Origin of the sequence: Microbacterium saccharophilum, from assembly GCF_007992455.1 — a bacterium.
Classification (GTDB): Bacteria; Actinomycetota; Actinomycetes; order Actinomycetales; family Microbacteriaceae; genus Microbacterium; species Microbacterium saccharophilum.
This window is the reverse complement of the sequence record NZ_BKAH01000008.1, coordinates 86,458-106,873: the sequence shown is the minus strand read 5'-3', so window position 1 is coordinate 106,873 and position 20,416 is coordinate 86,458. Positions and strand designations below refer to the sequence as shown.

Genomic DNA, 20,416 nt, shown 5'->3' with positions numbered 1-20,416 from the left:
CCGCCGCTGTTGATCGGTCCTGTCCAGTCTATGGCATCCGCTCCGGAGGGATCGGCGTCACGCGACGCCATCCATGACCCGTCGCGCATACCGACTCGTTATGCTGAGGGGCATCTGCGCGCCCGCGCCGGTCCCCTCCTCCTGAGGCCGCGATCCGGCCCGCATCGGGCGCACATCCCCAGACGAAAGGCGACCGAGTGTCAGAGCTGCAGTGGGACGAGATCGATCGACGCGCGGTGGACACCGCCCGGATCCTCGCGGCGGACGCCGTGGAGAAGGTGGGCAACGGTCACCCGGGCACCGCGATGAGCCTCGCTCCCGCGGCCTACCTGCTGTACCAGCGGGTGCTGCGCCACGACCCGACCGACACCGACTGGCTCGGCCGCGACCGCTTCATCCTCTCCGCGGGACACTCCTCCCTGACGCAGTACGTGCAGCTCTACCTGGGCGGGTTCGGTCTCGAGCTCGACGACCTCAAGTCCCTGCGCACGTGGGGCTCGAAGACGCCCGGCCACCCCGAGTACGGCCACACGTCCGGCGTCGAGATCACGACCGGCCCGCTCGGCCAGGGCCTCGCCTCCGCGGTCGGCTTCGCGTACGCGGCCCGCTACGAGCGCGGGCTGTTCGACCCGGAGGCGGCGGCCGGCGAGAGCCCGTTCGACCACTTCGTCTACGTCATCGCGGGTGACGGCGACCTGCAGGAGGGCATCACGAGCGAGGCCTCGAGCCTCGCCGGCCACCAGCAGCTCGGCAACCTCATCGCGCTGTACGACTCCAACCAGATCTCCATCGAGGACGACACCAATGTCGCCTTCACCGAGGACGTCGCGGCGCGCTACGAGGCCTACGGCTGGCACGTGCAGACGGTGGACTGGAAGAAGACCGGCGAGTACGTCGAGGATGTCGCGGAGCTCCACGCCGCGATCCAGGCGGCGCAGGGCGAGACCGCGAAGCCGTCGCTCATCATCCTGAAGACGATCATCGGCTGGCCCTCCCCCGGCAAGCAGAACACCGGCAAGATCCACGGCTCCGCCCTCGGCGGCGACGAGCTCGCCGCGACCAAGAAGGTCCTGGGCTTCGACCCCGAGCAGACCTTCGTCGTCGCGGACGACGTCCTGGAGCGCACGCGCGGGCTCGCCGACCGCGGCGCCGAGGCCCGCGCCGCGTGGCAGAAGTCCTTCGACGCCTGGGCTGCGGCGAACCCCGAGCGCAAGGCCCTCCTCGACCGCGTCCAGGCCCACGAGCTCCCCGCCGACATCGACGGCGCCCTGCCGTCGTTCGAGGCCGGCAAGGACGTGTCGACGCGCGCCGCGAGCGGTCTGGTCATCAACGCCCTCGCCGAGCAGCTCCCCGAGCTGTGGGGCGGCTCAGCCGACCTCGCCGAGTCGAACCTCACCACGATCAAGTCCGGCAAGAGCTTCATCCCGGCCGAGTGGTCCACGCACGAGTGGTCCGGCGACCCGTACGGCCGCGTCCTGCACTTCGGCATCCGCGAGCACGCCATGGGCGCCATCGTCAACGGCATCGTGCTGCACGGTCCGACGCGCGCGTTCGGCGGCACGTTCCTCATCTTCAGCGACTACATGCGCCCCGCCGTGCGACTGGCAGCGCTCATGGACGTCCCGTCGATCTTCGTCTGGACGCACGACTCCGTCGCGCTCGGCGAGGACGGCCCCACCCACCAGCCCATCGAGCAGCTCGCGACCCTGCGCCTCATCCCGAACTTCACGGTGGTGCGCCCGGCCGACGCGAACGAGACGGCGGCGGCGTGGCTGGAGATCCTCCGCCGGCACGGCGGCCCGACCGGCATCGCGCTCACGCGCCAGAACATCCCGGTCTTCGCCCGCGGCGAGGGCGACGCGGACGGCGACACGTTCGCCTCCACCGCCGGAGTCGCCCGCGGCGCGTACATCCTCGCCGAAGCCCCCGGCGGCACGCCGGATGTCATCCTCATCGCCACCGGCTCCGAGGTGCAGCTGGCCGTCGAGGCGCGGGAGACCCTGCGCGCCGAGGGCGTCAACGCCCGCGTCGTGTCGGCTCCGTCGCTCGAGTGGTTCGCGGAGCAGGACGCCGCCTACCGCGAGAAGGTGCTCCCGGCATCCGTCACGGCACGCGTCTCCGTCGAAGCCGGGGCCACGGGCCTCTGGCGCGGCGTCGTCGGCGACCGCGGCGTGTCCGTGGGAATCGACCACTTCGGCGCATCCGCCGACTACAAGACCCTGTTCGAGAAGTTCGGCGTCACCGCCGACGCGGTCGTCGAGGCCGCACGCGCCACTGTCAAGGAGAACTCATGAGCACCCCCACCAAGGCACTGTCCGACGCCGGCGTCAGCATCTGGCTCGACGACCTGTCCCGCGCGCGCATCGAGTCGGGGAACCTCGCCGAGCTCATCGCGACACGGGATGTCGTCGGCGTGACGACGAATCCGACGATCTTCCAGGGCGCGATCGGCAACACCGCCGACCACTCGTACGACGAGCGCATCGCCGCCCTGTCGGCGCGCGGGGCCGACGTCGATGAGGCGATCTTCGAGCTGACCACGGAGGACGTGCGCGACGCCGCCGACCTGTTCCGCCCGGTGTACGACGCCACGGCGGGCGTCGACGGTCGCGTGTCGATCGAGGTCTCCCCCGACCTCGCGCACGACACCGACGCGACCGTCGCCGAGGCGAAGAAGCTGTGGGCGAAGGTCGACCGCCCGAACACGCTCATCAAGATCCCCGCGACGAAGGCCGGCCTCCCGGCCATCACGGCGGTCCTCGCCGAAGGCATCTCCGTCAACGTCACGCTGATCTTCAGCCTCGAGCGCTACGCCGCCGTCATCGACGCGTACCTGGCCGGCATCGAGCAGGCGCAGGCGAACGGCCACGACGTGTCCGGCATCCACTCGGTCGCCTCCTTCTTCGTGTCGCGCGTCGACACCGAGATCGACAAGCGCCTGACGGCGATCGGCACCGAGGACGCGCTGGCCCTGAAGAGCAAGGCCGGCGTGGCGAACGCCCGCCTCGCGTATGAGCTGTTCGAGCAGAAGTTCGCCGACGCCCGGGCGACCGCGCTGACGGATGCCGGTGCGAACGTGCAGCGGCCGCTGTGGGCCTCGACGGGCGTCAAGGACCCGAACCTGCCCGACACCCTCTACGTGACCGAGCTCGTCGCGCCCGGCACCGTCAACACCATGCCGGAGAAGACGCTCGAGGCGACCTTCGACCACGGCGTCGTCACGGGTGACACTGTCACCGGGAACTACGCCGACGCGCACGCCGTCTTCGACGGCCTCGCCGCGGTCGGCATCGATCTCGTAGACGCCACCCAGCTGCTCGAGGACGAGGGCGTCGAGAAGTTCATCGCCTCGTGGCACGACCTGCAGGGCACCGTCACGGCTGCGCTGCAGTCGGCGCCCGAGGGCGCACGTTGAGCTTCGAGATCCACGTCTCCGGCCACGTCAAGGACGTCGTCGATCAGACTCTGCCGGGGCTCGTCGCGAGCCTCGTGGCAAGCGGCATCACCGCCGGCGACGCGGACCTGTGGGGTCCCGCCGCCGCCGAGGAGGCCGGACGCCGGCTCGGGTGGGTCGAGGCCGTCTCGGTGTCCCGTCCGCTCGTGGCGGAGATCGCCGCGCTGCGCGCGGAGCTCGTCGCCCTGGGCCTCACGCGGATCGTCCTCGCGGGCATGGGCGGCTCCTCGCTCGCGCCCGAGGTGATCGCCGCGACCGCCGGCGTGCCCCTCGTGATCCTCGACTCCACGGCCCCCGGACAGGTCCTCGCGGCCCTCGACGGCGACGCCGAGAGCGGCGGCCTCGACAGGACGGTCCTCGTGGTCGCGTCGAAATCCGGCTCGACCGTCGAGACCGACTCCGCCAAGCGGGCGTTCGAGGCCGCCTGGAGCGACCTCGGCATCGACCCCGCGGAGCGGATCATCGTCGTCACCGACCCGGGCTCGCCGCTCGATGAGGCGTCCCAGGCCGCCGGCTACCGGGTGTTCCACGCCGACCCCGCCGTCGGCGGGCGCTACTCCGCGCTCACCGCGTTCGGCCTCGTCCCGGCCGGTCTCGCCGGCGTCGACATCGCCGAGCTCCTCGACGAGGCCGAGGCGACGCTCCTCGAAGTCGCCATCGACGACCCGAAGAACCCTGCTCTCGTGCTCGCCGCCGCCATCGCCGGCGGCGCGCCGCGCCGCGACAAGATGGGGCTCGTCAGCGACGGCACCCACATCGTGGGGCTTCCGGACTGGATCGAGCAGCTCGTCGCGGAGTCGACGGGCAAGATGCGCACCGGCATCCTCCCGGTCGTCCTGCTGCCGGTCTCCCCCGAGGTCGAGCAGACGCCCGCGGACCTGCAGATCGTCCGCCTCGTCGACGACGCGCAGCACTTCCAGATCCTCGAGCAGCACCCCGACGAGGTGCTCGTCAGCGGATCCCTCGGCGCCCAGTTCGTCGTGTGGGAGTACGCCACGGCGATCGCGGGTCGCGTGCTCGGCATCAACCCGTTCGACCAGCCCGACGTCGAGTCCGCCAAGACCGCGACGCGCGGGATGCTGGAGGCCGCACCCGCCCCGGGCGCACCGGCGTTCACGGAGAACGGCGTCGAGGTGCGGGTCACCGACCCTGCCCTCGCCGCCTCCGGCACCCTCGCCGGGGTCCTCGACGCGCTCTGGCGCGCCGTGCCCGCCGACGGGTACGTCGCCGTCCAGGCGTACGTCGACCGCGTCGCCGTGCCGCAGCTGTCCGGCTTCCGCGAGCTCGTCGCCGCCGATTCCGGTCGTCCGACGACGTTCGGCTGGGGTCCCCGCTTCCTGCACTCCACCGGTCAGTACCACAAGGGCGGTCCGGCGCACGGCGTGTTCCTGCAGATCCTCGAATCGACCGACGTCGACCTGGAGATCCCGGGACGCCCGTTCACGTTCGGGCAGCTCATCCGCGCGCAGGCCGCGGGCGACGCCGAAGTGCTCGCCGCACACGGGCGCCCCGTCGTCACCCTCACCCTCACCGACCCGCAGGCCGACGTCCTGACGCTCTTCGAAGCGGCACAGTAGGAGTTCCCCCAGATGACTGTCGAGATCTCGCACGGGCGCAATCCGCTGCGCGACACCGGTGACCGCCGCCTGAACCGCATCGCCGGTCCGAGCGCGCTGGTCATCTTCGGCGTGACGGGTGACCTTTCGCGCAAGAAGCTCATGCCCGCCGTCTACGACCTCGCCAACCGCGGGCTCCTGCCTCCCGGCTTCGCGCTGGTCGGCTTCGCGCGCCGCGACTGGGAGGACCAGGACTTCGCGAAGGTCGTGTACGACGCGGTCCGCCAGAACGCCCGCACGCCGTTCCGCGAGGAGACGTGGGGGCAGCTGCTGCAGGGCATCCGCTTCGTCTCCGGCGAGTTCGGTGACCCGGACGCGTTCCGGCGCCTGCGGGAGACCGTGGAGCGACTCGACGTGGAACGCGGCACGATGGGCAACCACGCCTACTACCTGTCGATCCCGCCGAAGGACTTCCCCATCGTCGCGAAGCAGCTGAAGGACTCCGGGCTCGTCGACGACACGGCCGACGACGGCGAGAGCTGGCGGCGCGTCGTCATCGAGAAGCCGTTCGGCAGCGACCTGCAGTCGGCGCGTGAACTCAACGACGCCCTCGAGGTGGCCTTCCCCTCCGACTCGATCTTCCGCATCGACCACTACCTCGGCAAGGAGACGGTCCAGAACATCCTGGCCCTGCGCTTCGCGAACGAGCTGTACGAGCCGATCTGGAACGGCAACTACGTCGACCACGTGCAGATCACGATGGCCGAGGACATCGGCGTCGGCGGACGCGCCGGCTACTACGACGGCATCGGCGCGGCGCGCGACGTCATCCAGAACCACCTCCTGCAGCTCCTCGCCCTCACGGCCATGGAGGAGCCCATCTCCCTGGACGCGAAGGACCTCCGCGCCGAGAAGGAGAAGGTCCTCGCCGCCGTGCGGCTGCCCGAGGACCTGTCCACCGCGACCGCGCGCGGCCAGTACGCCGGCGGGTGGCAGGGCGGCGAGCGGGTCACCGGGTTCCTCGCCGAGGACGGCATGGACACCGACTCGCACACCGAGACCTACGCGGCCGTGAAGCTCGAGATCGCGACGCGTCGCTGGTCGGGCGTGCCGTTCTACCTGCGCACCGGGAAGCGCCTGGGCCGTCGCGTCACGGAGATCGCCGTCGTCTTCAAACGCACCCCGCAGCATCTCTTCCTGCGCAGCCAGACCCTCGAGCTCGGCCAGAACGCCCTTGTGATCCGCATCCAGCCGGATGAGGGCGTCACGATCCGGTTCGGCTCCAAGGTCCCCGGCGCTGCGACCGAGGTGCGCGACGTCACGATGGACTTCGGGTACGGTCACGCGTTCACCGAGTCGAGCCCGGAGGCGTACGAGCGTCTCATCCTCGATGTCCTGCTGGGCGACCCGCCGCTGTTCCCGCGGCACGAGGAGGTCGAGCTGTCCTGGAAGATCCTCGACCCTGTGGAGGAGTACTGGGCGGCCCAGGGCGGTCCGCTCGAGCAGTACTCCCCCGGCTCGTGGGGTCCCGCATCCGCCGATGAACTTCTGGCCCGCGACGGCCGCGTCTGGAGGCGCCCGTGATCGTCGATCTGCCCGACACCACCGTGTCGAAGATCGCCCGCTCCCTCGTCAACGTGCGGGAGGAGGGCGGCGCCGTCGCGCTGGGCCGCGTGCTGACGCTCGTCATCGTGACGACCCACGGCCTGCAGGAGGATGCCATCGAGGCGGCCAACGACGCCTCCCGCGAGCACCCCATGCGCGTCATCGTGCTGATGTGCGACGCGGAGGGCGAGGCGAAGCTCGACGCCCAGATCCGCGTGGGCGGCGACGCCGGCGCGAGCGAGGTCATCGTGCTCCGCGCCAAGGGCGAGGCCGCGAGCAACGAGGAGAGCCTCGTCACCGGCCTTCTCCTGCCCGACGCACCCGTCGTGGCGTGGTGGCCGGACGAGCCCCCGGCCCGGCCCGCGCAGTCGCCGGTCGGGCGGATGGCGCAGCGCCGCATCACGGATGCCGCCACGAAGCCGTACGCGAAGGACCGCCTGTCCCGCCTGGGCCCCTCCTACGCGCCCGGCGACACCGACCTCGCCTGGACCCGTCTCACGCACTGGCGCGAGCAGCTGGCCGCCGTCCTCGACCAGCCCCCGTACGACCCCGTGACCGATGTCGAGGTCGTCGGCGCGGGCAGCTCCCCGTCGACGGGGCTGCTGGCCGCCTGGCTCCGCCTCAAGCTCGACGTCGACGTCACATGGCGGTACGCACGCAGCGACGTCTGGGACCACGGCATCAAGAGCGTGCGTCTCGTGCGGGCCTCGGGCGACATCGTCCTCGAGCGCAGCAACGACATCGACGCGACGCTCACGCAGCCCGGACAGCCCTCGCACGACATCGTCCTGCCCCGCCGGACGCTGCGCGAATGCCTCGCCGAGGAGCTCCGCCGCCTCGATCCCGACGTCCTGTATGGTCGGGTGATCACCGAGGGCTGGGAGCTTTTGGGACCCCCCACGATCTAGGAGTCAGATGGCCGAGTTCTGGACCGAGAAGCGGGTCGTGGTCAGCCCGGATGCCGATTCCCTGGCATCCTCCGTCGCGGCACGCTTCCTCGATCGCGTCGCGAAGCGCACGGCGGACGGCAAGCGCATGCACATCGCGCTGACCGGCGGCGCCATCGGCACGCACGTGCTCGAGGCGATCGGAACCCACCCCGGGCGCACCGCGATCGACTGGTCCGGGGTGCACTTCTGGTGGGGCGACGAGCGTTTCGTTCCCCGGGCGAGCCCCGATCGCAACGAGGCGATGGGCCGGGGCGTGCTGCTGGACGCCCTCGACGTGCCCGCGCCGAACGTGCACGCGATGGCGGCGTCCGACGACGGACTCGACCTCGAGGGCGCCGCGGACGTGTACGCCGCCGAACTCGCGGCGTTCGGGACTGCGGAGCGCGCCTGGCCGTCCTTCGACATCTGCTTCCTGGGGGTCGGACCCGACGCCCACATCGCGTCGCTGTTCCCCGACCGGGGCGAGATCCAGGTCACCGACCGCGCGGTCGTCGCGGTGCGCGACTCCCCCGCCCCGCCGGCGGAGCGCATCACCCTGACGCGCCCCGTGATCAACGCCTCCAAGCGGGTGTGGATGGTGCTGTCCGGGCCCGACAAGGCCTCGGCGCTGGGCCTGGCCCTCGCGGGCGCGAGCTACGCGAGCGTTCCCGCCGCGGGAGCCAAGGGGCGCAAGCGGACGATCCTGTTCGTCGACGAGGCCGCCGCCGCACAGGTCCCGGCCGAACTCATCGACCAGGAGTACTGAGCCTCAGCTCAGCTCTGCTCAGCTCTGGCCGCGCCGCTCGCGGAGCTGCTGCAGCGCGTCCTCGAGGAGCGCGTCGGCCTCTTCGTCGGTGCGGCGCTCCTTCACGTAGGCGAGGTGCGTCTTGTACGGCTCCGCCTTGGCGAGCGCCGGCGGGTTCTCCTTGTCGCGACCGGCAGGAAGCCCGGAGTGCGGGGAGTCGATCGTCTCGGGGATCTCCTCCGCGGCGATGCCGGCGGCGAAGTAGCGCACGGTCTCGTTGCCGAGCGCATCCCAGTACGACACGGCGACGCGGTCGGCGTGGTGGCCGTGATCCTGCTCGCCCATCGGACCGGCACCGACACGGGTGCCGCGGATTGCATTTCCTCCGGTTGCCATCAGATCCCCTGGAACTTGGTGATGAGGCCGAGCGCGACGATCGAGACGAACCAGACCAGCGCGAGCACGACGGTGAAACGGTTGAGGTTGCGTTCGGCGAGACCCGAGGAGCCCAGCGCGGAGCTCATGCCGCCGCCGAACATGTCGGACAGGCCGCCGCCGCGGCCCTTGTGAAGAAGGATCAGGAAGGTCAGCAGGAGGCTGGTGATGCCCAGCAGCACCTGCAGCACGAACTCGAGGGTCTGCACAGTCGTTGAAGCCTTTCGCGGCGATCACGTCCGATCGCACAAGGGTCGAGTATACCGGCTGGGGCGGCGCGGCCCGGTGTCCCGGGCCGCGCCGCTCACATCAGACGCCGACGTGCTTCTGGAAGCGGATGATCGCGGCGAACTCGTCGGCGAGGAGGCTGGCTCCCCCGACGAGCGCGCCGTCGACATCCGGCTCCCGCATGAAGCTCGCGATGTTGCCGGACTTGACCGAGCCGCCGTACAGGACGCGGGTCCGCTCGGCGGCCTCGGCGCCGAGCGCGGCGCCGATGACCTGCCGCAGCTTGGCGCACACGTCCTGGGCCTGCTCGGGCGTGGCCGCCTGTCCGGAGCCGATGGCCCACACGGGCTCGTAGGCCACGACGATGTCGGCATCCGCCGGGACGCCGACGAGGGCCTTCTCGAGCTGTCCGACCGGGACAGCCGACGCACCGAACTCCTCGAGGTCGGCCGCGGTCTCGCCGACGCAGATGACCGGGACCAGGCCGTGCTTCAGCGCGGCCTGCACCTTCGCCGCGACGACCTCGTCGGTCTCGTTGTGGTACTCGCGCCGCTCCGAGTGACCGATGATGACGTAGGTGCAGTCGAGCTTCTTCAGGAACGCACCGGAGACCTCGCCCGTGTAGGCGCCGGAGTCCTTCGTCGACAGGTCCTGCCCGCCGAGGGCGAACGGGATCATGTCGGCGTCGAGGAGCGTCTGCACGGTCCGGATGTCGGTGAACGGCGGGAAGACCGCCACCTCCACCGAGCCGTCCTCGTGCTTGGCCTCCTTGAGGGTCCAATGCAGCTTCTGGACGAACGCGACCGCCTGCAGGTGGTCGAGGTTCATCTTCCAGTTGCCCGCGATGAGCGGGACTCTGCTCACTGCCATCCGAGGATCTCCAATCCGGGCAGCTTCTTGCCCTCGAGGAATTCGAGGCTCGCGCCACCGCCGGTCGAGATGTGCCCGAACCGGTCGTCGGGGAACCCGAGCTGACGGACGGCGGCCGCCGAGTCGCCGCCACCGACGACGGACAGGCCGTCGACCTCGGTCAGCGCCTGTGCGACGGCCTTCGTGCCCGCGGCGAACGCCGGCATCTCGAACACGCCCATGGGGCCGTTCCAGAAGACCGTCTTGGCGCCGCGGATCGCGTCCGCGAAGAGCTCCGCGGTCCGGGGGCCGATGTCCAGGCCCATGCCGTCGGCGCCGAACGCGGTGTCCTCCAGCGCGTCCGCGGCGGCGACCACGTGGTCGGCGTCCGCGGCGAACCCGGATGCCATGACGGCATCCACCGGGAGGACGATCTCGACGCCGCGCTCCTGCGCCGTGGCGAGGTAGCCCTTCACGGTGTCGAGCTGGTCCTGCTCGAGCAGGCTCTTGCCGACCTTGTGGCCCTGTGCGGCGAGGAAGGTGAACATCATGCCACCGCCGACGAGGACCTTGTCCACGCGCGGCAGGAGGTGCTCGATGACGCCCAGCTTGTCGCTGACCTTCGAACCGCCCAGCACGACGGCGTACGGCCGCTCCGGCTTCTCGGTGAGGCGGTCGAGCACGTCGACCTCCTTCTCGATGAGGAAGCCGGCCGCGGACGGCAGCAGCTCGGCGAGGTCGTAGACCGACGCCTGCTTGCGGTGCACGACCCCGAACCCGTCGGAGACGAGGGCGTCGCCGAGTTCGGCGAGCTGCTGCGCGAAGGCGCCGCGCTCGGCGTCGTCCTTCGCGGTCTCCCCCGCGTTGAAGCGGAGGTTCTCGATGACGGCGATCTCGCCGTCCTCCAGGGCGGCGACGGCATCCTTGGCCGAGGGGCCGACGGTGTCGCGCGCGAAGGCGACCGGCTTGCCGAGCAGCTCGGACAGTCGCTGGGCGACCGGCTCGAGGCTGTACTTGGCGTCCGGCGCGCCGTCCGGGCGACCCAGGTGCGAGCAGGCGATGACCCGCGCGCCCTGGTTGATGAGGTGGTTCAGCGTGGGCAGAGCCGCCCGCACGCGGCCATCGTCCGTGATGACGCCGTCCTTCAGGGGGACGTTGAAGTCGACACGGACGATGACGCGCTTGCCGGCAAGCGAACCCAGTGAATCGAGGGTGCGCAGAGCCATGGTCGTCAGAGCTTGCTGGCGACGAGCTCGGTGAGGTCGACGAGGCGGTTGGAGTAACCCCACTCGTTGTCGTACCAGCCGACGACCTTGACCTGGTTGCCCATGACGCGGGTCAGCCCGGCGTCGAAGATGCAGGAGTGGTCGTCGGTGACGATGTCGCTGGAGACGATCTCGTCCTCGGTGTACTTCAGGATGCCCTTGAGGGGACCCTCGGCGGCAGCCTTGTACGCGGCCTTGATCTCGTCGACCGTGACCTCGCGCGACAGCTCGACCGTGAGGTCGGTGGCGGAGCCGGTGGGCACCGGCACGCGCAGGGCGAAGCCGTCGAGCTTGCCCTTCAGCTCGGGCAGGACGAGGCCGATGGCCTTGGCCGCACCGGTCGAGGTGGGGACGATGTTGAGGGCGGCGGCGCGGGCGCGACGCAGGTCGCTGTGCGGGCCGTCCTGCAGGTTCTGGTCGGCCGTGTAGGCGTGGACCGTCGTCATGAGACCGCGCTCGATGCCGAAGTTGTCGTTGAGGACCTTGGCGAGCGGCGCGAGGCAGTTCGTCGTGCACGACGCGTTGGAGATGATGTGGTGCGTCTCCGGGTCGTAGTCGCCCTCGTTGGCGCCGATGACGAAGGTCGCGTCCTCGCCCTTGGCCGGAGCCGAGATGAGGACCTTCTTCGCGCCGCCGGCGAGGTGCTTCTTGGCGTCCTCGGCATTGGTGAAGCGGCCGGTGGACTCGATGACGATGTCGACGCCGAGCTCGCCCCAGGGGAGGTTCGCGGGGTCGCGCTCCTCGAAGACCTTGATCGTCTTGTCGCCCACGGTGATGGAGTCGCCCGTGTAGGTGACGTCCTGGTCGAGGCGGCCGAGGATGGAGTCGTACTTGAGCAGGTGCGCAAGCGTCTTGTTGTCGGTGAGGTCGTTCACCGCCACGATTTCGAGGTCCGCACCCTGCGCGAGAGCCGCCCGAAGGAAGTTGCGTCCGATTCGGCCGAAGCCGTTGATTCCGATCTTGACAGTCACGGAAGTTCTCCTGATTTTGTCGTGCGCTCATGCGCGGTTGTTGCGGTTTCAATCAATGGACAACGGCGTCCAGGCGGGCCCCCCGCAGGGGCAGCCTCCATGATCATGACAGTACCAGGAGGCCCTCGGTCTTCTGGCGGGCCGTGTCAAAGCGGGTCTGCACGTTGGCCCAGTCGGCGATGTTCCAGAACGCCTTCACGTAGTCGGCGCGGACGTTCTTGTAGTCGAGGTAGTACGCGTGCTCCCAGACGTCCAGGAGAAGCAGCGGGACGGTGCCGGCGGCGAACTGCGACTGCTGGTCGAAGAACTGCTGGATGATGAGGTTCTGGCCGATGGAGTCCCAGAAGAGCCCCGCCCAGCCGGAGCCCTGCACGCCGAGGGCGGCCGCGGTGAAGTGCGCCTGGAACTTGTCGAACGAGCCGAAGTGGTCGGCGATGGCGGCCTCGAGCTCGCCGGTCGGCTTGTCGCCGCCGTTGGGCGAGAGGTTCGTCCAGAAGATCGAGTGGTTGGTGTGGCCGCCGAGGTTGAACGCGAGGTCCTTCTCGAGCTTGTTCACGTACGCGAAGTCGCCCTTGTCGCGCGCTTCGGCGAGCTGGTCCAGCGCCGTGTTCGCGCCGGTGACGTACGCCTGGTGGTGCTTGGAGTGGTGCAGCTCCATGATGGTGCCGCTGATGCTGGGCTCGAGCGCCGCGTAGTCGTAGGTGAGTTCGGGGAGGGTGTACTTCGCCATGATCTCTTCTTCCTATCTGCGCCGCGACGGATCGCGGCGGGGGACGTTGTCATCCTATTGACTGGCAACGTCGCGGGCATCGGGTTGCTTCCCCCGATGACGGGGTGTAACGCGACGGGGCGGACGGCAGCCCGGCGCGGGGCGTCAGTCCTCGAAGCCGGCGGGGACGGCGGACTCGGTGTCCGGGATGCCGTCGACGGCGGCCTTCTTGTCGGCCATCGCGAGGAGACGGCGGATGCGGCCGGCCACGGCGTCCTTCGTCAGCGGCGGGTCGGCGTGGTGGCCGAGCTCGTCGAGGCTCGCGTCGCGGTGCGCGAGGCGCAGCTCGCCGGCCTGCTTGAGGTGATCGGGGACCTCGTCCGCGAGGATCTCCAGCGCCCGCTCCACGCGCGCGCAGGCGGCGACGGCGGCCTGCGCGGAGCGGCGCAGGTTGGCGTCGTCGAAGTTGACGAGGCGGTTGACGCCCGCGCGCACTTCGCGCCGCTGACGCAGCTCCTCCCAGGACGCCGCGGTGCGGGCGGCGCCCATCGCGGAGAGGGCGAGGCGGATGGCCTCCCCGTCTCGGACGACGACGCGCGGGACGCCGCGCACTTCGCGGGCCTTCGCGGCGATGCCGAGGCGATGGGCGGCTCCGACGAGGGCCATCGCGGCCTCGCCGGACGGGCAGGAGATCTCCAGGGCGGCGCTGCGTCCGGGCTCGGACAGCGATCCGGCCGCGAGGAACGCGCCGCGCCACACTGCGGCGAGGTCGGGGCGCGCGCCCGTCGTGAGCTTGTTGGGGAGGCCGCGCACCGGACGCCGGCGCTGGTCGAGGAGGCCGGTCTGGCGCGCGAGGGTCTCCCCGCCTTCGATGACGCGGACGGCGAAGTGCCCGCCGGCGCGTCCGCCGGACGCCTGCACGCGGTGCAGCTCGGGGCGGACCCCGTAGATCTCCATGAGGTCGCGCGCCACCCGGCGGGCCAGCGGTTCGGTCTCGACCTCCGCCTCGACGGCGACGCGTCCGGCGATGGAGTGCAGTCCGCCGGAGAAGCGCAGGAGCGCCGTCAGTTCGGCGACCCGGGCCGTGGGTCGAGCGTCGCGAACGGCTGCGAGCTCGCTCTTCACGTCAGCGGTCAACGGCACGGCGATCCTTCGCTTCGGGGGTTCGGGGACGAAGGTCCAGCCTACTCGCGACCCAGGTCGCGGTGTTTCACCCGCACGGCCACACCGGGCACCTGACCGAGGCGCTCGGCGAGTTCGCGCGCCGTCACGACGGAGCGGTGCTTGCCGCCCGTGCAGCCGATCGCCACGACGGACTGGCGCTTGTTCTCGCGCTGGTAGCCCTCCAGGACGGGGCGCAGCGCCACGGCGTAGGCGTCGATGAACTCGCGGGCCCCCTCCTGGGCGAGGACGTAGTCGCGCACGGCCTCGTCCTCGCCGGTGAGGGCCTTCAGCTCCGGGATCCAGAACGGGTTCGGCAGGAAGCGCATGTCGGCGACGAGGTCGACGTCGGGCGGCAGGCCGTACTTGAATCCGAAGCTCATGACGGTCACGGTGTGCCGCGCGGCGCCCTCTTCGCTGAACGCCTCGATGATGCGCGTCGCGAGCTGGTGGACGTTGTCGCGCGACGTGTCGACGATGAGATCGGCGCTCTCGCGGATGGGGGCGAGCCGCGCGCGCTCCCGCCTGATGCCCTCCAGGATCGTCCCGTCCCCCTGCAGCGGGTGCGGGCGGCGCACCGACTCGAAGCGGCGGACGAGGACGTCGTCGGCAGCATCCAGGAACAGCACCCGCAGGTGCCGGCCGTCGCGCAGCGCCCGCGTGATCTCCGGCAGCTGGGCGAACAGGTCGCGCCCGCGCACGTCCACGACGGCGGCGATCTTCGGCAGCGCGCCGACGGCGAGGCCGGTGAGGTCCATGAGCGGTCGCAGCATCTGCGGCGGCAGGTTGTCCACGACGTACCAGCCCAGGTCTTCCAGGGCGTTCGCGGCGGTGGTCCGGCCGGCACCCGACATGCCCGTGACGATCAGCACCTCGCCGACAGCCGCTTCGTCACCCGTGCTCATCGCCCCAGTTCCTCCGGGTCCAGCCTACCCGGCGGACAGATGCTGGTGGATCGTCGCTGCGAGCTTCGGGCCGACGCCGGGCAGCGCCTCGATCTCCTCCGTCGTGGCGGCCTTCAGCGCCGCGACGGAGCCGAAATGCCGCAGCAGCGCCTTGATGCGCGCATCTCCCAGGCCCGGCACCTCGCTGAGCACCGAGGTGATGTCTCGGCGGCGGCGCTTGCGCTGGTGCGTGATCGCGAAGCGGTGCGCCTCGTCGCGCAGTCGCTGCAGGAGGTAGAGGGCCTCCGAGGTGCGCGGCAGGATGACGGGGTACTCCTCCCCCGGCAGCCACACCTCCTCGAGGCGCTTGGCGATGCCGCACAGGGCGACCTCGGTGTGACCGGCATCCGACAGCGCCCGGGCGGCGGCCTCGACCTGCGGCTGCCCGCCGTCGACCACGAGGAGCTGCGGCCGGTAGGCGAACCGCGGCTTGCGCCGGGTCGTCACGACCTCGCCGTCGGCCATCGGATCGGCGGGGCGCTCCTCCTCGTCCTCCTCCGGGCGGTCGAGGTAGGCGAGCCGGCGCCGCAGCACCTGGTACATCGAATCGGTGTCGTCGGTGGTCTCCGCGACGCCGAACGACCGGTACTGGTCCTTGCGCGGGAGCCCGTCCTCGAACACCACCATGGATGCCACGACGTTGGTGCCGCTGAGGTGGGAGACGTCGAAGCACTCGATGCGCAGCGGCGCCTCCTCCAGCCCCAGCGCCTCCTGCAGGTCGGTGAGCGCCTGCGAGCGGGCCGTGTAGTCGCTCGTGCGGCGCGTCTTGTGCAGCATGAGCGCCTGCTTCGCGTTGAGGGTCGCGGTCCGCATGAGGTCGGCCTTGCGCCCGCGCTGGGCCACCTGGATGCTCACCCGCTTGCCGCGGCGCTCGCACAGCCACTGCTCGAGCTCGGCCTCGTCCTCGGGCAGGACGGGGACGAGCACCTGGCGCGGGATGTCGGCGGCGGACGCCTCCCCGTACGTGCGCTGCAGCACCTGATCGACGAGGTCGGCGCCGGAGATGTCGAGCTCCTTGTCGATCGTCGTGGCGCGCACGCCGCGCACGCGTCCGCCGCGGATGACGAAGTGCTGCACGGCCGCGGACAGCTCGTCCTCGGCGATGCCGAACAGGTCGGCGTCGGTGTCGGAGGCGAGGACGAGCGCGCTGCGGTTCAGGACCGCGTCGATCGCCTGCAGCCGGTCGCGGTAGAGCGCCGCGGACTCGTAGTCCATCGCCGCCGACGCCTCGTTCATCCGCTTGGTGAGCGCCTTCGTGAAGCGCTGATCCCCGCCGGACATGAAGGCGACGAAGTCGTCGACGATCGCGCGATGCTCCTCGACGGTCACCTTCATCGAGCAGGGCCCGCCGCACCGGCCGATCTGCCCCGGGAAGCACGGCCTCCCAGTGGCCATCGCCTTCTTGTAGGACGCGTCGCTGCACGTGCGGATCGGGAAGACCTTGATCATGAGGTCGATCGTGTCGTGCACGGCCCACACCTTCGGGTACGGGCCGAAGTACTTCGCGCCGCGGATCTTCCGGTTGCGCGTGACGATGACGCGGGGCGCCTCGTCGGCGAGCGTGATCGCCATGTACGGGTAGGACTTGTCGTCCTTGTAGCGGACGTTGAACGGCGGATCGAATTCCTTGATCCACATGTACTCCAGCTGGAGCGAGTCCACGTCGCTGTCGACGACGGTCCACTCCACAGAGCTCGCCGTCGTGACCATCCGGCGGGTGCGCTCGTGCAGCGTGTGCAGCGGGGCGAAGTAGTTCGACAGCCGCGCGCGCAGGTTCTTCGCCTTCCCGACGTACAGCACCCGGCCGTCGGCGTCGCGGAACCGGTAGACGCCGGGATTGGTCGGGATCTCCCCCGGCCGCGGCTTGTAGGACAGCGGTGATGCCACGTCAGCCGGCCTTGCGCGCCGCTTCGACTCCCAGGAGCTCGGCGAGGAACATGCCAGTGTGGCTGCCCGGGATCGACGCGACCCGCTCGGGGGTGCCGGTCGCGACGACCTGCCCGCCGCCGGCGCCGCCTTCGGGTCCCATGTCGATGACCCAGTCCGCGGACTTGATGACGTCGAGGTTGTGCTCGATGACGATGACGGTGTTGCCCTTGTCTACGAGCCCGTTCAGCACGCCGAGCAGCAGGCTCACGTCCTCGAAGTGCAGACCCGTGGTCGGCTCGTCGAGGACGTAGATGCTGCGCCCGTTCGAGCGGCGCTGCAGCTCGGTGGCGAGCTTGACGCGCTGCGCCTCGCCGCCGGAGAGCGTCGTCGCCGACTGCCCGAGCCGCACGTAGCCCAGGCCCACGTCGACGAGGGTCTTCAGGTAGCGGTGGATCGCCTGAATGGGCTCGAAGAACTCCGCGGCCTCCGCGATCGGCATGTCGAGCACCTCGGCGATGTTCTTGCCCTTGTAGTGCACGGCCAGGGTGTCGCGGTTGTAGCGCTGCCCGTGGCAGACCTCGCAGTCGACGTAGACGTCGGGCAGGAAGTTCATCTCGATCTTGATGGTGCCGTCGCCCGAGCAGGCCTCGCACCGGCCGCCCTTGACGTTGAAGCTGAAGCGGCCGGGCTGGTACCCGCGCGCCTTGGCCTCGGGCGTCTCGCTGAAGAGGGTGCGGACGCGGTCGAACACGCCCGTGTACGTGGCGGGGTTCGACCGCGGGGTGCGGCCGATCGGCGCCTGGTCGACGTGCACGACCTTGTCGAGGTTGTCGAGGCCCGTGACGCGCGTGTGCTTGCCGGCGACCCGGCGCGCGCCGTTGAGGCGGGTGGCGAGCACTTCGTACAGGATGCCGTTGACGAGCGAGGACTTGCCCGATCCGCTGACGCCCGTGACGGCCGTCAGCACGCCGAGCGGGAAGTCGACGGTGACGTTCTGCAGGTTGTTCTCCCGGGCGCCCACGACCGTGACCTGGCGGCTCTTGTCCACCTTGCGCCGACGGGCCGGCGTCGGGATGGCGCGGCGGCCGCTGAGGTACGCACCCGTGAGGGAGTCACGGTCCTCGAGGAGCGAGGAGAGCGGCCCGGAGTGCACGACGCGTCCGCCGTCGACGCCCGCGCGGGGGCCGATGTCGACGACCCAGTCGGCCGCGTGGATCGTCTCCTCGTCGTGCTCGACGACGATGAGGGTGTTGCCGAGCCCCTTGAGCTTGAGGAGCGTCTCGATGAGACGTCGGTTGTCACGCTGGTGCAGGCCGATCGACGGCTCGTCGAGCACGTACAGGACGCCGGTCAGGCCAGACCCGATCTGGGTGGCCAGGCGGATGCGCTGGGCCTCGCCGCCGGAGAGCGAGCCCGCGGACCGGCTGAGGCTCAGGTAGTTCAGGCCCACCTGGATGAGGAAGTCGAGGCGGGCGCGGATCTCCCGCAGCACGGCGGCCGCGATCTGGGCTTCGCGGTCGGTGAGTTCGAGCTTCGCGAAGTACTCCTGCGCCTCCCCGAGGCTGAGCCGCGAGGCATCGGCGATGGAGTGACCGTGCACGAGCACGGCGAGGACCTCGGGCTTGAGCCGGTCGCCGTTGCAGACCGGGCAGGGCACCTCGCGGAGGTACTCCGCCCAGCGCTGGCGCTGCGTGTCGGATTCGGCCTGGGTGTACTGCCGCTCGATGTACGGCACGACGCCTTCGAACCCGGAGGTGTACCGCATCTCCCGGCCGTAGCGGTTGCGCCACTTGACGGTGACCTTGAAGTTCTCGCCGCGCAGCACCGCGTTCTTCGCGTCCGCGCTGAGCTCGCGCCACGGGGTGTCGAGGGAGAACCCGAGATCGTCCGCCAGGCCCGCGAGGAGACGCTCGTAGTACTGGTAGAGCCCCTTGCCCTGCGTCGTCCAGGGGATGATGACGCCCTCGTTGATCGAGAGGTCCTCATCGCCGAGCATGAGATCCGTGTCGACGGACATGCGGGTGCCGAGGCCGGAACAGGCGGGGCATGCGCCGAAGGGCGCGTTGAACGAGAAGGTGCGCGGCTCGATCTCGGTCAGCTGCAGGGCATGCCCATTGGGGCAGGCGAGCTTCTCGCTGAAGCTCTGCCACGCGTCGTCGCCCTCCTCGTCCACGAAGTTGACCTGCATGACGCCGCCGGCGAGGCCCAGCGCCGTCTCGACCGAGTCGGTCACGCGGCTGAGGATGTCGGGAGCCGCGACGAGACGGTCGACCACGACCGCGATGTCGTGCTTGTAGCTCTTCTTCAGGGCGGGCGGCTCGGCGAGCTGGACGAGGTCGCCGTCGACGACGGCGCGGGCGTAGCCCTTCGCGGACAGTTCCTTGAAGAGGTCGACGAACTCGCCCTTCTTCTGCGAGACGACGGGCGCGACGATCTGGTAGCGCGTGCGCTCCGGGAGCTCCATGAGCTGGTCGGCGATCTGCTGGACGGTCTGGCGCTGGATCTGCTCGCCGCACTCCGGGCAGTGCGGGATGCCGATGCGCGCCCACAGCAGGCGCATGTAGTCGTGGATCTCGGTGATCGTGCCGACGGTCGACCGGGGGTTGCGGTTCGTCGACTTCTGGTCGATGGACACCGCGGGGCTCAGCCCCTCGATGAAGTCCACGTCGGGACGGTCGACCTGACCGAGGAACTGCCGCGCATACGAGCTCAGCGACTCGACGTAGCGGCGCTGACCCTCCGCGAAGATCGTGTCGAACGCGAGGCTCGACTTGCCGGAGCCGGAGAGACCCGTGAACACGACCAGGGCGTCACGCGGAATGTCCAGGTCGACGTTGCGGAGATTGTGGACGCGGGCACCGCGGACGGTGAGCTTCGAGGGGCTGGCGACGGGGACGATGGGCACCGGTCAAGTCTAGGTCGGCCCTCCGACACGGGGTTCCGACTTCGCTCTCGGCGATGCCGCCGCGACCCGGGGCGGCGTCAGACCCGGACCGCTCCGGCGAACGGCGCGAGGCCGTCCCGCAGCCGGGCGAGCGCAGCCGGGTCCAGTCCGGTCCGCGCCATGACCTGCCCCGGCACGTCCAGGGCGCGCTCCCGGAGCGCCCGTCCCTCCGCGGTCAGGGCGATCTCGAGCACGCGCTCGTCGGCGGCGCGCCGGGTCCGCGTGACCCGCCCCTGCGCCTCCAGGCGCTTGACGAGGGGCGAGAGGGTGGCCGGCTCCATCGCGAGTTCGTCGGCCAGTTCGCCGAGCGAGCGGGGTGCGCTCTCCCACAGGGCGAGCATCACGAGGTACTGCGGGTGGGTGAGCCCGAGCGGCTCCAGGACGGGCCGGTAGATCGACACGACGTTGCGCGCCGCCGTCACGATGGCGAAGCAGAGCTGGTTCTCCAGCTTCAGCAGATCATCCCGCGGATCCATGCGGTCAGTGTAGCGAATCGCTTAGTACACTAAACATCATGGCGCGAAACGAATCCGATCCCCGACCGCTGCGGACGCGCGTGCGCGAGGCGGGCGGATGGTACGCGTACCTGAACATGCGGCTCATCAAGATCGCCGGCCCCGCCTCCGTCGGCCCCTACGACACCGAGCCGGAGCCCGTGCGCACCGAGCGCGCCTGCCCGCTCTGCGGCCACCCCATGTCGGCGCATTCCTTCGACCGGTCCGGCCCCAAGCCGCTCATGACCTGCCCGTGAC

The 20,416-nt window shown here is 70.4% G+C and carries 18 protein-coding genes; 7 read left to right on the top strand and 11 right to left on the bottom strand.

Going from position 1 to position 20,416, the window contains the following annotated elements:
* The first annotated feature begins 197 nt into the window (after positions 1-197).
* From tkt to pgl, 6 genes are read left to right on the top strand one after another with little or no spacing between them, the layout of a single operon-like run.
* Positions 198-2,294, top strand: coding sequence for a transketolase (tkt, locus tag MSA03_RS09790; RefSeq protein WP_147050797.1), 2,097 nt, complete (start codon positions 198-200; stop codon positions 2,292-2,294).
* Complete coding sequence (tal, locus tag MSA03_RS09785) at positions 2,291-3,415, top strand: transaldolase (RefSeq protein ID WP_028495829.1); 1,125 nt, start codon at positions 2,291-2,293, stop codon at positions 3,413-3,415. Before tkt ends, tal begins: the two co-directional genes overlap by 4 nt.
* Positions 3,412-5,031 (top strand): glucose-6-phosphate isomerase, encoded by a 1,620-nt coding sequence (locus MSA03_RS09780; protein ID WP_147050795.1) that lies wholly within the window; start codon positions 3,412-3,414, stop codon positions 5,029-5,031. Before tal ends, MSA03_RS09780 begins: the two co-directional genes overlap by 4 nt.
* 12 nt (positions 5,032-5,043) lie before the next feature.
* Complete coding sequence (zwf, locus tag MSA03_RS09775) at positions 5,044-6,594, top strand: glucose-6-phosphate dehydrogenase (RefSeq protein WP_147050793.1); 1,551 nt, start codon at positions 5,044-5,046, stop codon at positions 6,592-6,594.
* Positions 6,591-7,523, top strand: a complete 933-nt coding sequence (locus tag MSA03_RS09770) for a glucose-6-phosphate dehydrogenase assembly protein OpcA (protein WP_147050791.1) — start codon at positions 6,591-6,593, stop codon at positions 7,521-7,523. Before zwf ends, MSA03_RS09770 begins: the two co-directional genes overlap by 4 nt.
* Before the next feature lie 7 nt (positions 7,524-7,530).
* Positions 7,531-8,310, top strand: coding sequence for a 6-phosphogluconolactonase (gene pgl, locus MSA03_RS09765; RefSeq protein ID WP_147050789.1), 780 nt, complete (start codon positions 7,531-7,533; stop codon positions 8,308-8,310).
* An 18-nt stretch (positions 8,311-8,328) separates the two neighbouring features.
* Here the strand turns inward: pgl and MSA03_RS09760 are convergent, their stop codons facing one another.
* From MSA03_RS09760 to MSA03_RS09710, 11 genes are all read right to left on the bottom strand, one after another.
* The gene (locus tag MSA03_RS09760) at positions 8,329-8,685 is read right to left on the bottom strand and encodes an RNA polymerase-binding protein RbpA (protein ID WP_028495834.1); all 357 of its coding nucleotides are present in this window, start codon (positions 8,683-8,685) and stop codon (positions 8,329-8,331) included.
* Entirely contained in the window at positions 8,685-8,933 is a 249-nt protein-coding gene (secG, locus tag MSA03_RS09755) for a preprotein translocase subunit SecG (protein ID WP_028495835.1), read from the bottom strand. Before secG ends, MSA03_RS09760 begins: the two co-directional genes overlap by 1 nt.
* A 100-nt stretch (positions 8,934-9,033) precedes the next feature.
* Positions 9,034-9,822, bottom strand: a complete 789-nt coding sequence (gene tpiA / locus MSA03_RS09750) for a triose-phosphate isomerase (RefSeq protein ID WP_147050788.1) — start codon at positions 9,820-9,822, stop codon at positions 9,034-9,036.
* Positions 9,813-11,027, bottom strand: coding sequence for a phosphoglycerate kinase (locus MSA03_RS09745; RefSeq protein ID WP_147050786.1), 1,215 nt, complete (start codon positions 11,025-11,027; stop codon positions 9,813-9,815). Before MSA03_RS09745 ends, tpiA begins: the two co-directional genes overlap by 10 nt.
* A 5-nt stretch (positions 11,028-11,032) precedes the next feature.
* The gene (gap, locus tag MSA03_RS09740) at positions 11,033-12,037 is read right to left on the bottom strand and encodes a type I glyceraldehyde-3-phosphate dehydrogenase (protein ID WP_028495838.1); all 1,005 of its coding nucleotides are present in this window, start codon (positions 12,035-12,037) and stop codon (positions 11,033-11,035) included.
* Positions 12,038-12,140: 103 nt separating this feature from the next.
* The gene (locus MSA03_RS09735; protein ID WP_147050784.1) at positions 12,141-12,767 is read right to left on the bottom strand and encodes a superoxide dismutase; all 627 of its coding nucleotides are present in this window, start codon (positions 12,765-12,767) and stop codon (positions 12,141-12,143) included.
* Between the two features lie 144 nt (positions 12,768-12,911).
* Positions 12,912-13,889 (bottom strand): DNA-binding protein WhiA, encoded by a 978-nt coding sequence (gene whiA, locus MSA03_RS09730; RefSeq protein WP_028495840.1) that lies wholly within the window; start codon positions 13,887-13,889, stop codon positions 12,912-12,914.
* A gap of 41 nt (positions 13,890-13,930) precedes the next feature.
* Complete coding sequence (gene rapZ, locus MSA03_RS09725) at positions 13,931-14,812, bottom strand: RNase adapter RapZ (protein WP_028495841.1); 882 nt, start codon at positions 14,810-14,812, stop codon at positions 13,931-13,933.
* A gap of 24 nt (positions 14,813-14,836) precedes the next feature.
* A complete protein-coding gene (uvrC, locus tag MSA03_RS09720) occupies positions 14,837-16,738 on the bottom strand; it encodes an excinuclease ABC subunit UvrC (RefSeq protein ID WP_147050782.1) in 1,902 nt (633 codons plus the stop codon).
* A 1-nt stretch (position 16,739) separates the two neighbouring features.
* Positions 16,740-19,625, bottom strand: coding sequence for an excinuclease ABC subunit UvrA (gene uvrA / locus MSA03_RS09715; protein WP_028495843.1), 2,886 nt, complete (start codon positions 19,623-19,625; stop codon positions 16,740-16,742).
* Positions 19,626-19,702: 77 nt separating this feature from the next.
* Positions 19,703-20,140, bottom strand: coding sequence for a MarR family winged helix-turn-helix transcriptional regulator (locus MSA03_RS09710; RefSeq protein ID WP_147050780.1), 438 nt, complete (start codon positions 20,138-20,140; stop codon positions 19,703-19,705).
* A 38-nt stretch (positions 20,141-20,178) separates the two neighbouring features.
* Here MSA03_RS09710 and MSA03_RS09705 point away from each other — a divergent pair, with 38 nt between their 5' ends.
* Positions 20,179-20,415 (top strand): hypothetical protein, encoded by a 237-nt coding sequence (locus MSA03_RS09705; protein ID WP_028495845.1) that lies wholly within the window; start codon positions 20,179-20,181, stop codon positions 20,413-20,415.
* The last annotated feature ends 1 nt before the right edge of the window (position 20,416 follow it).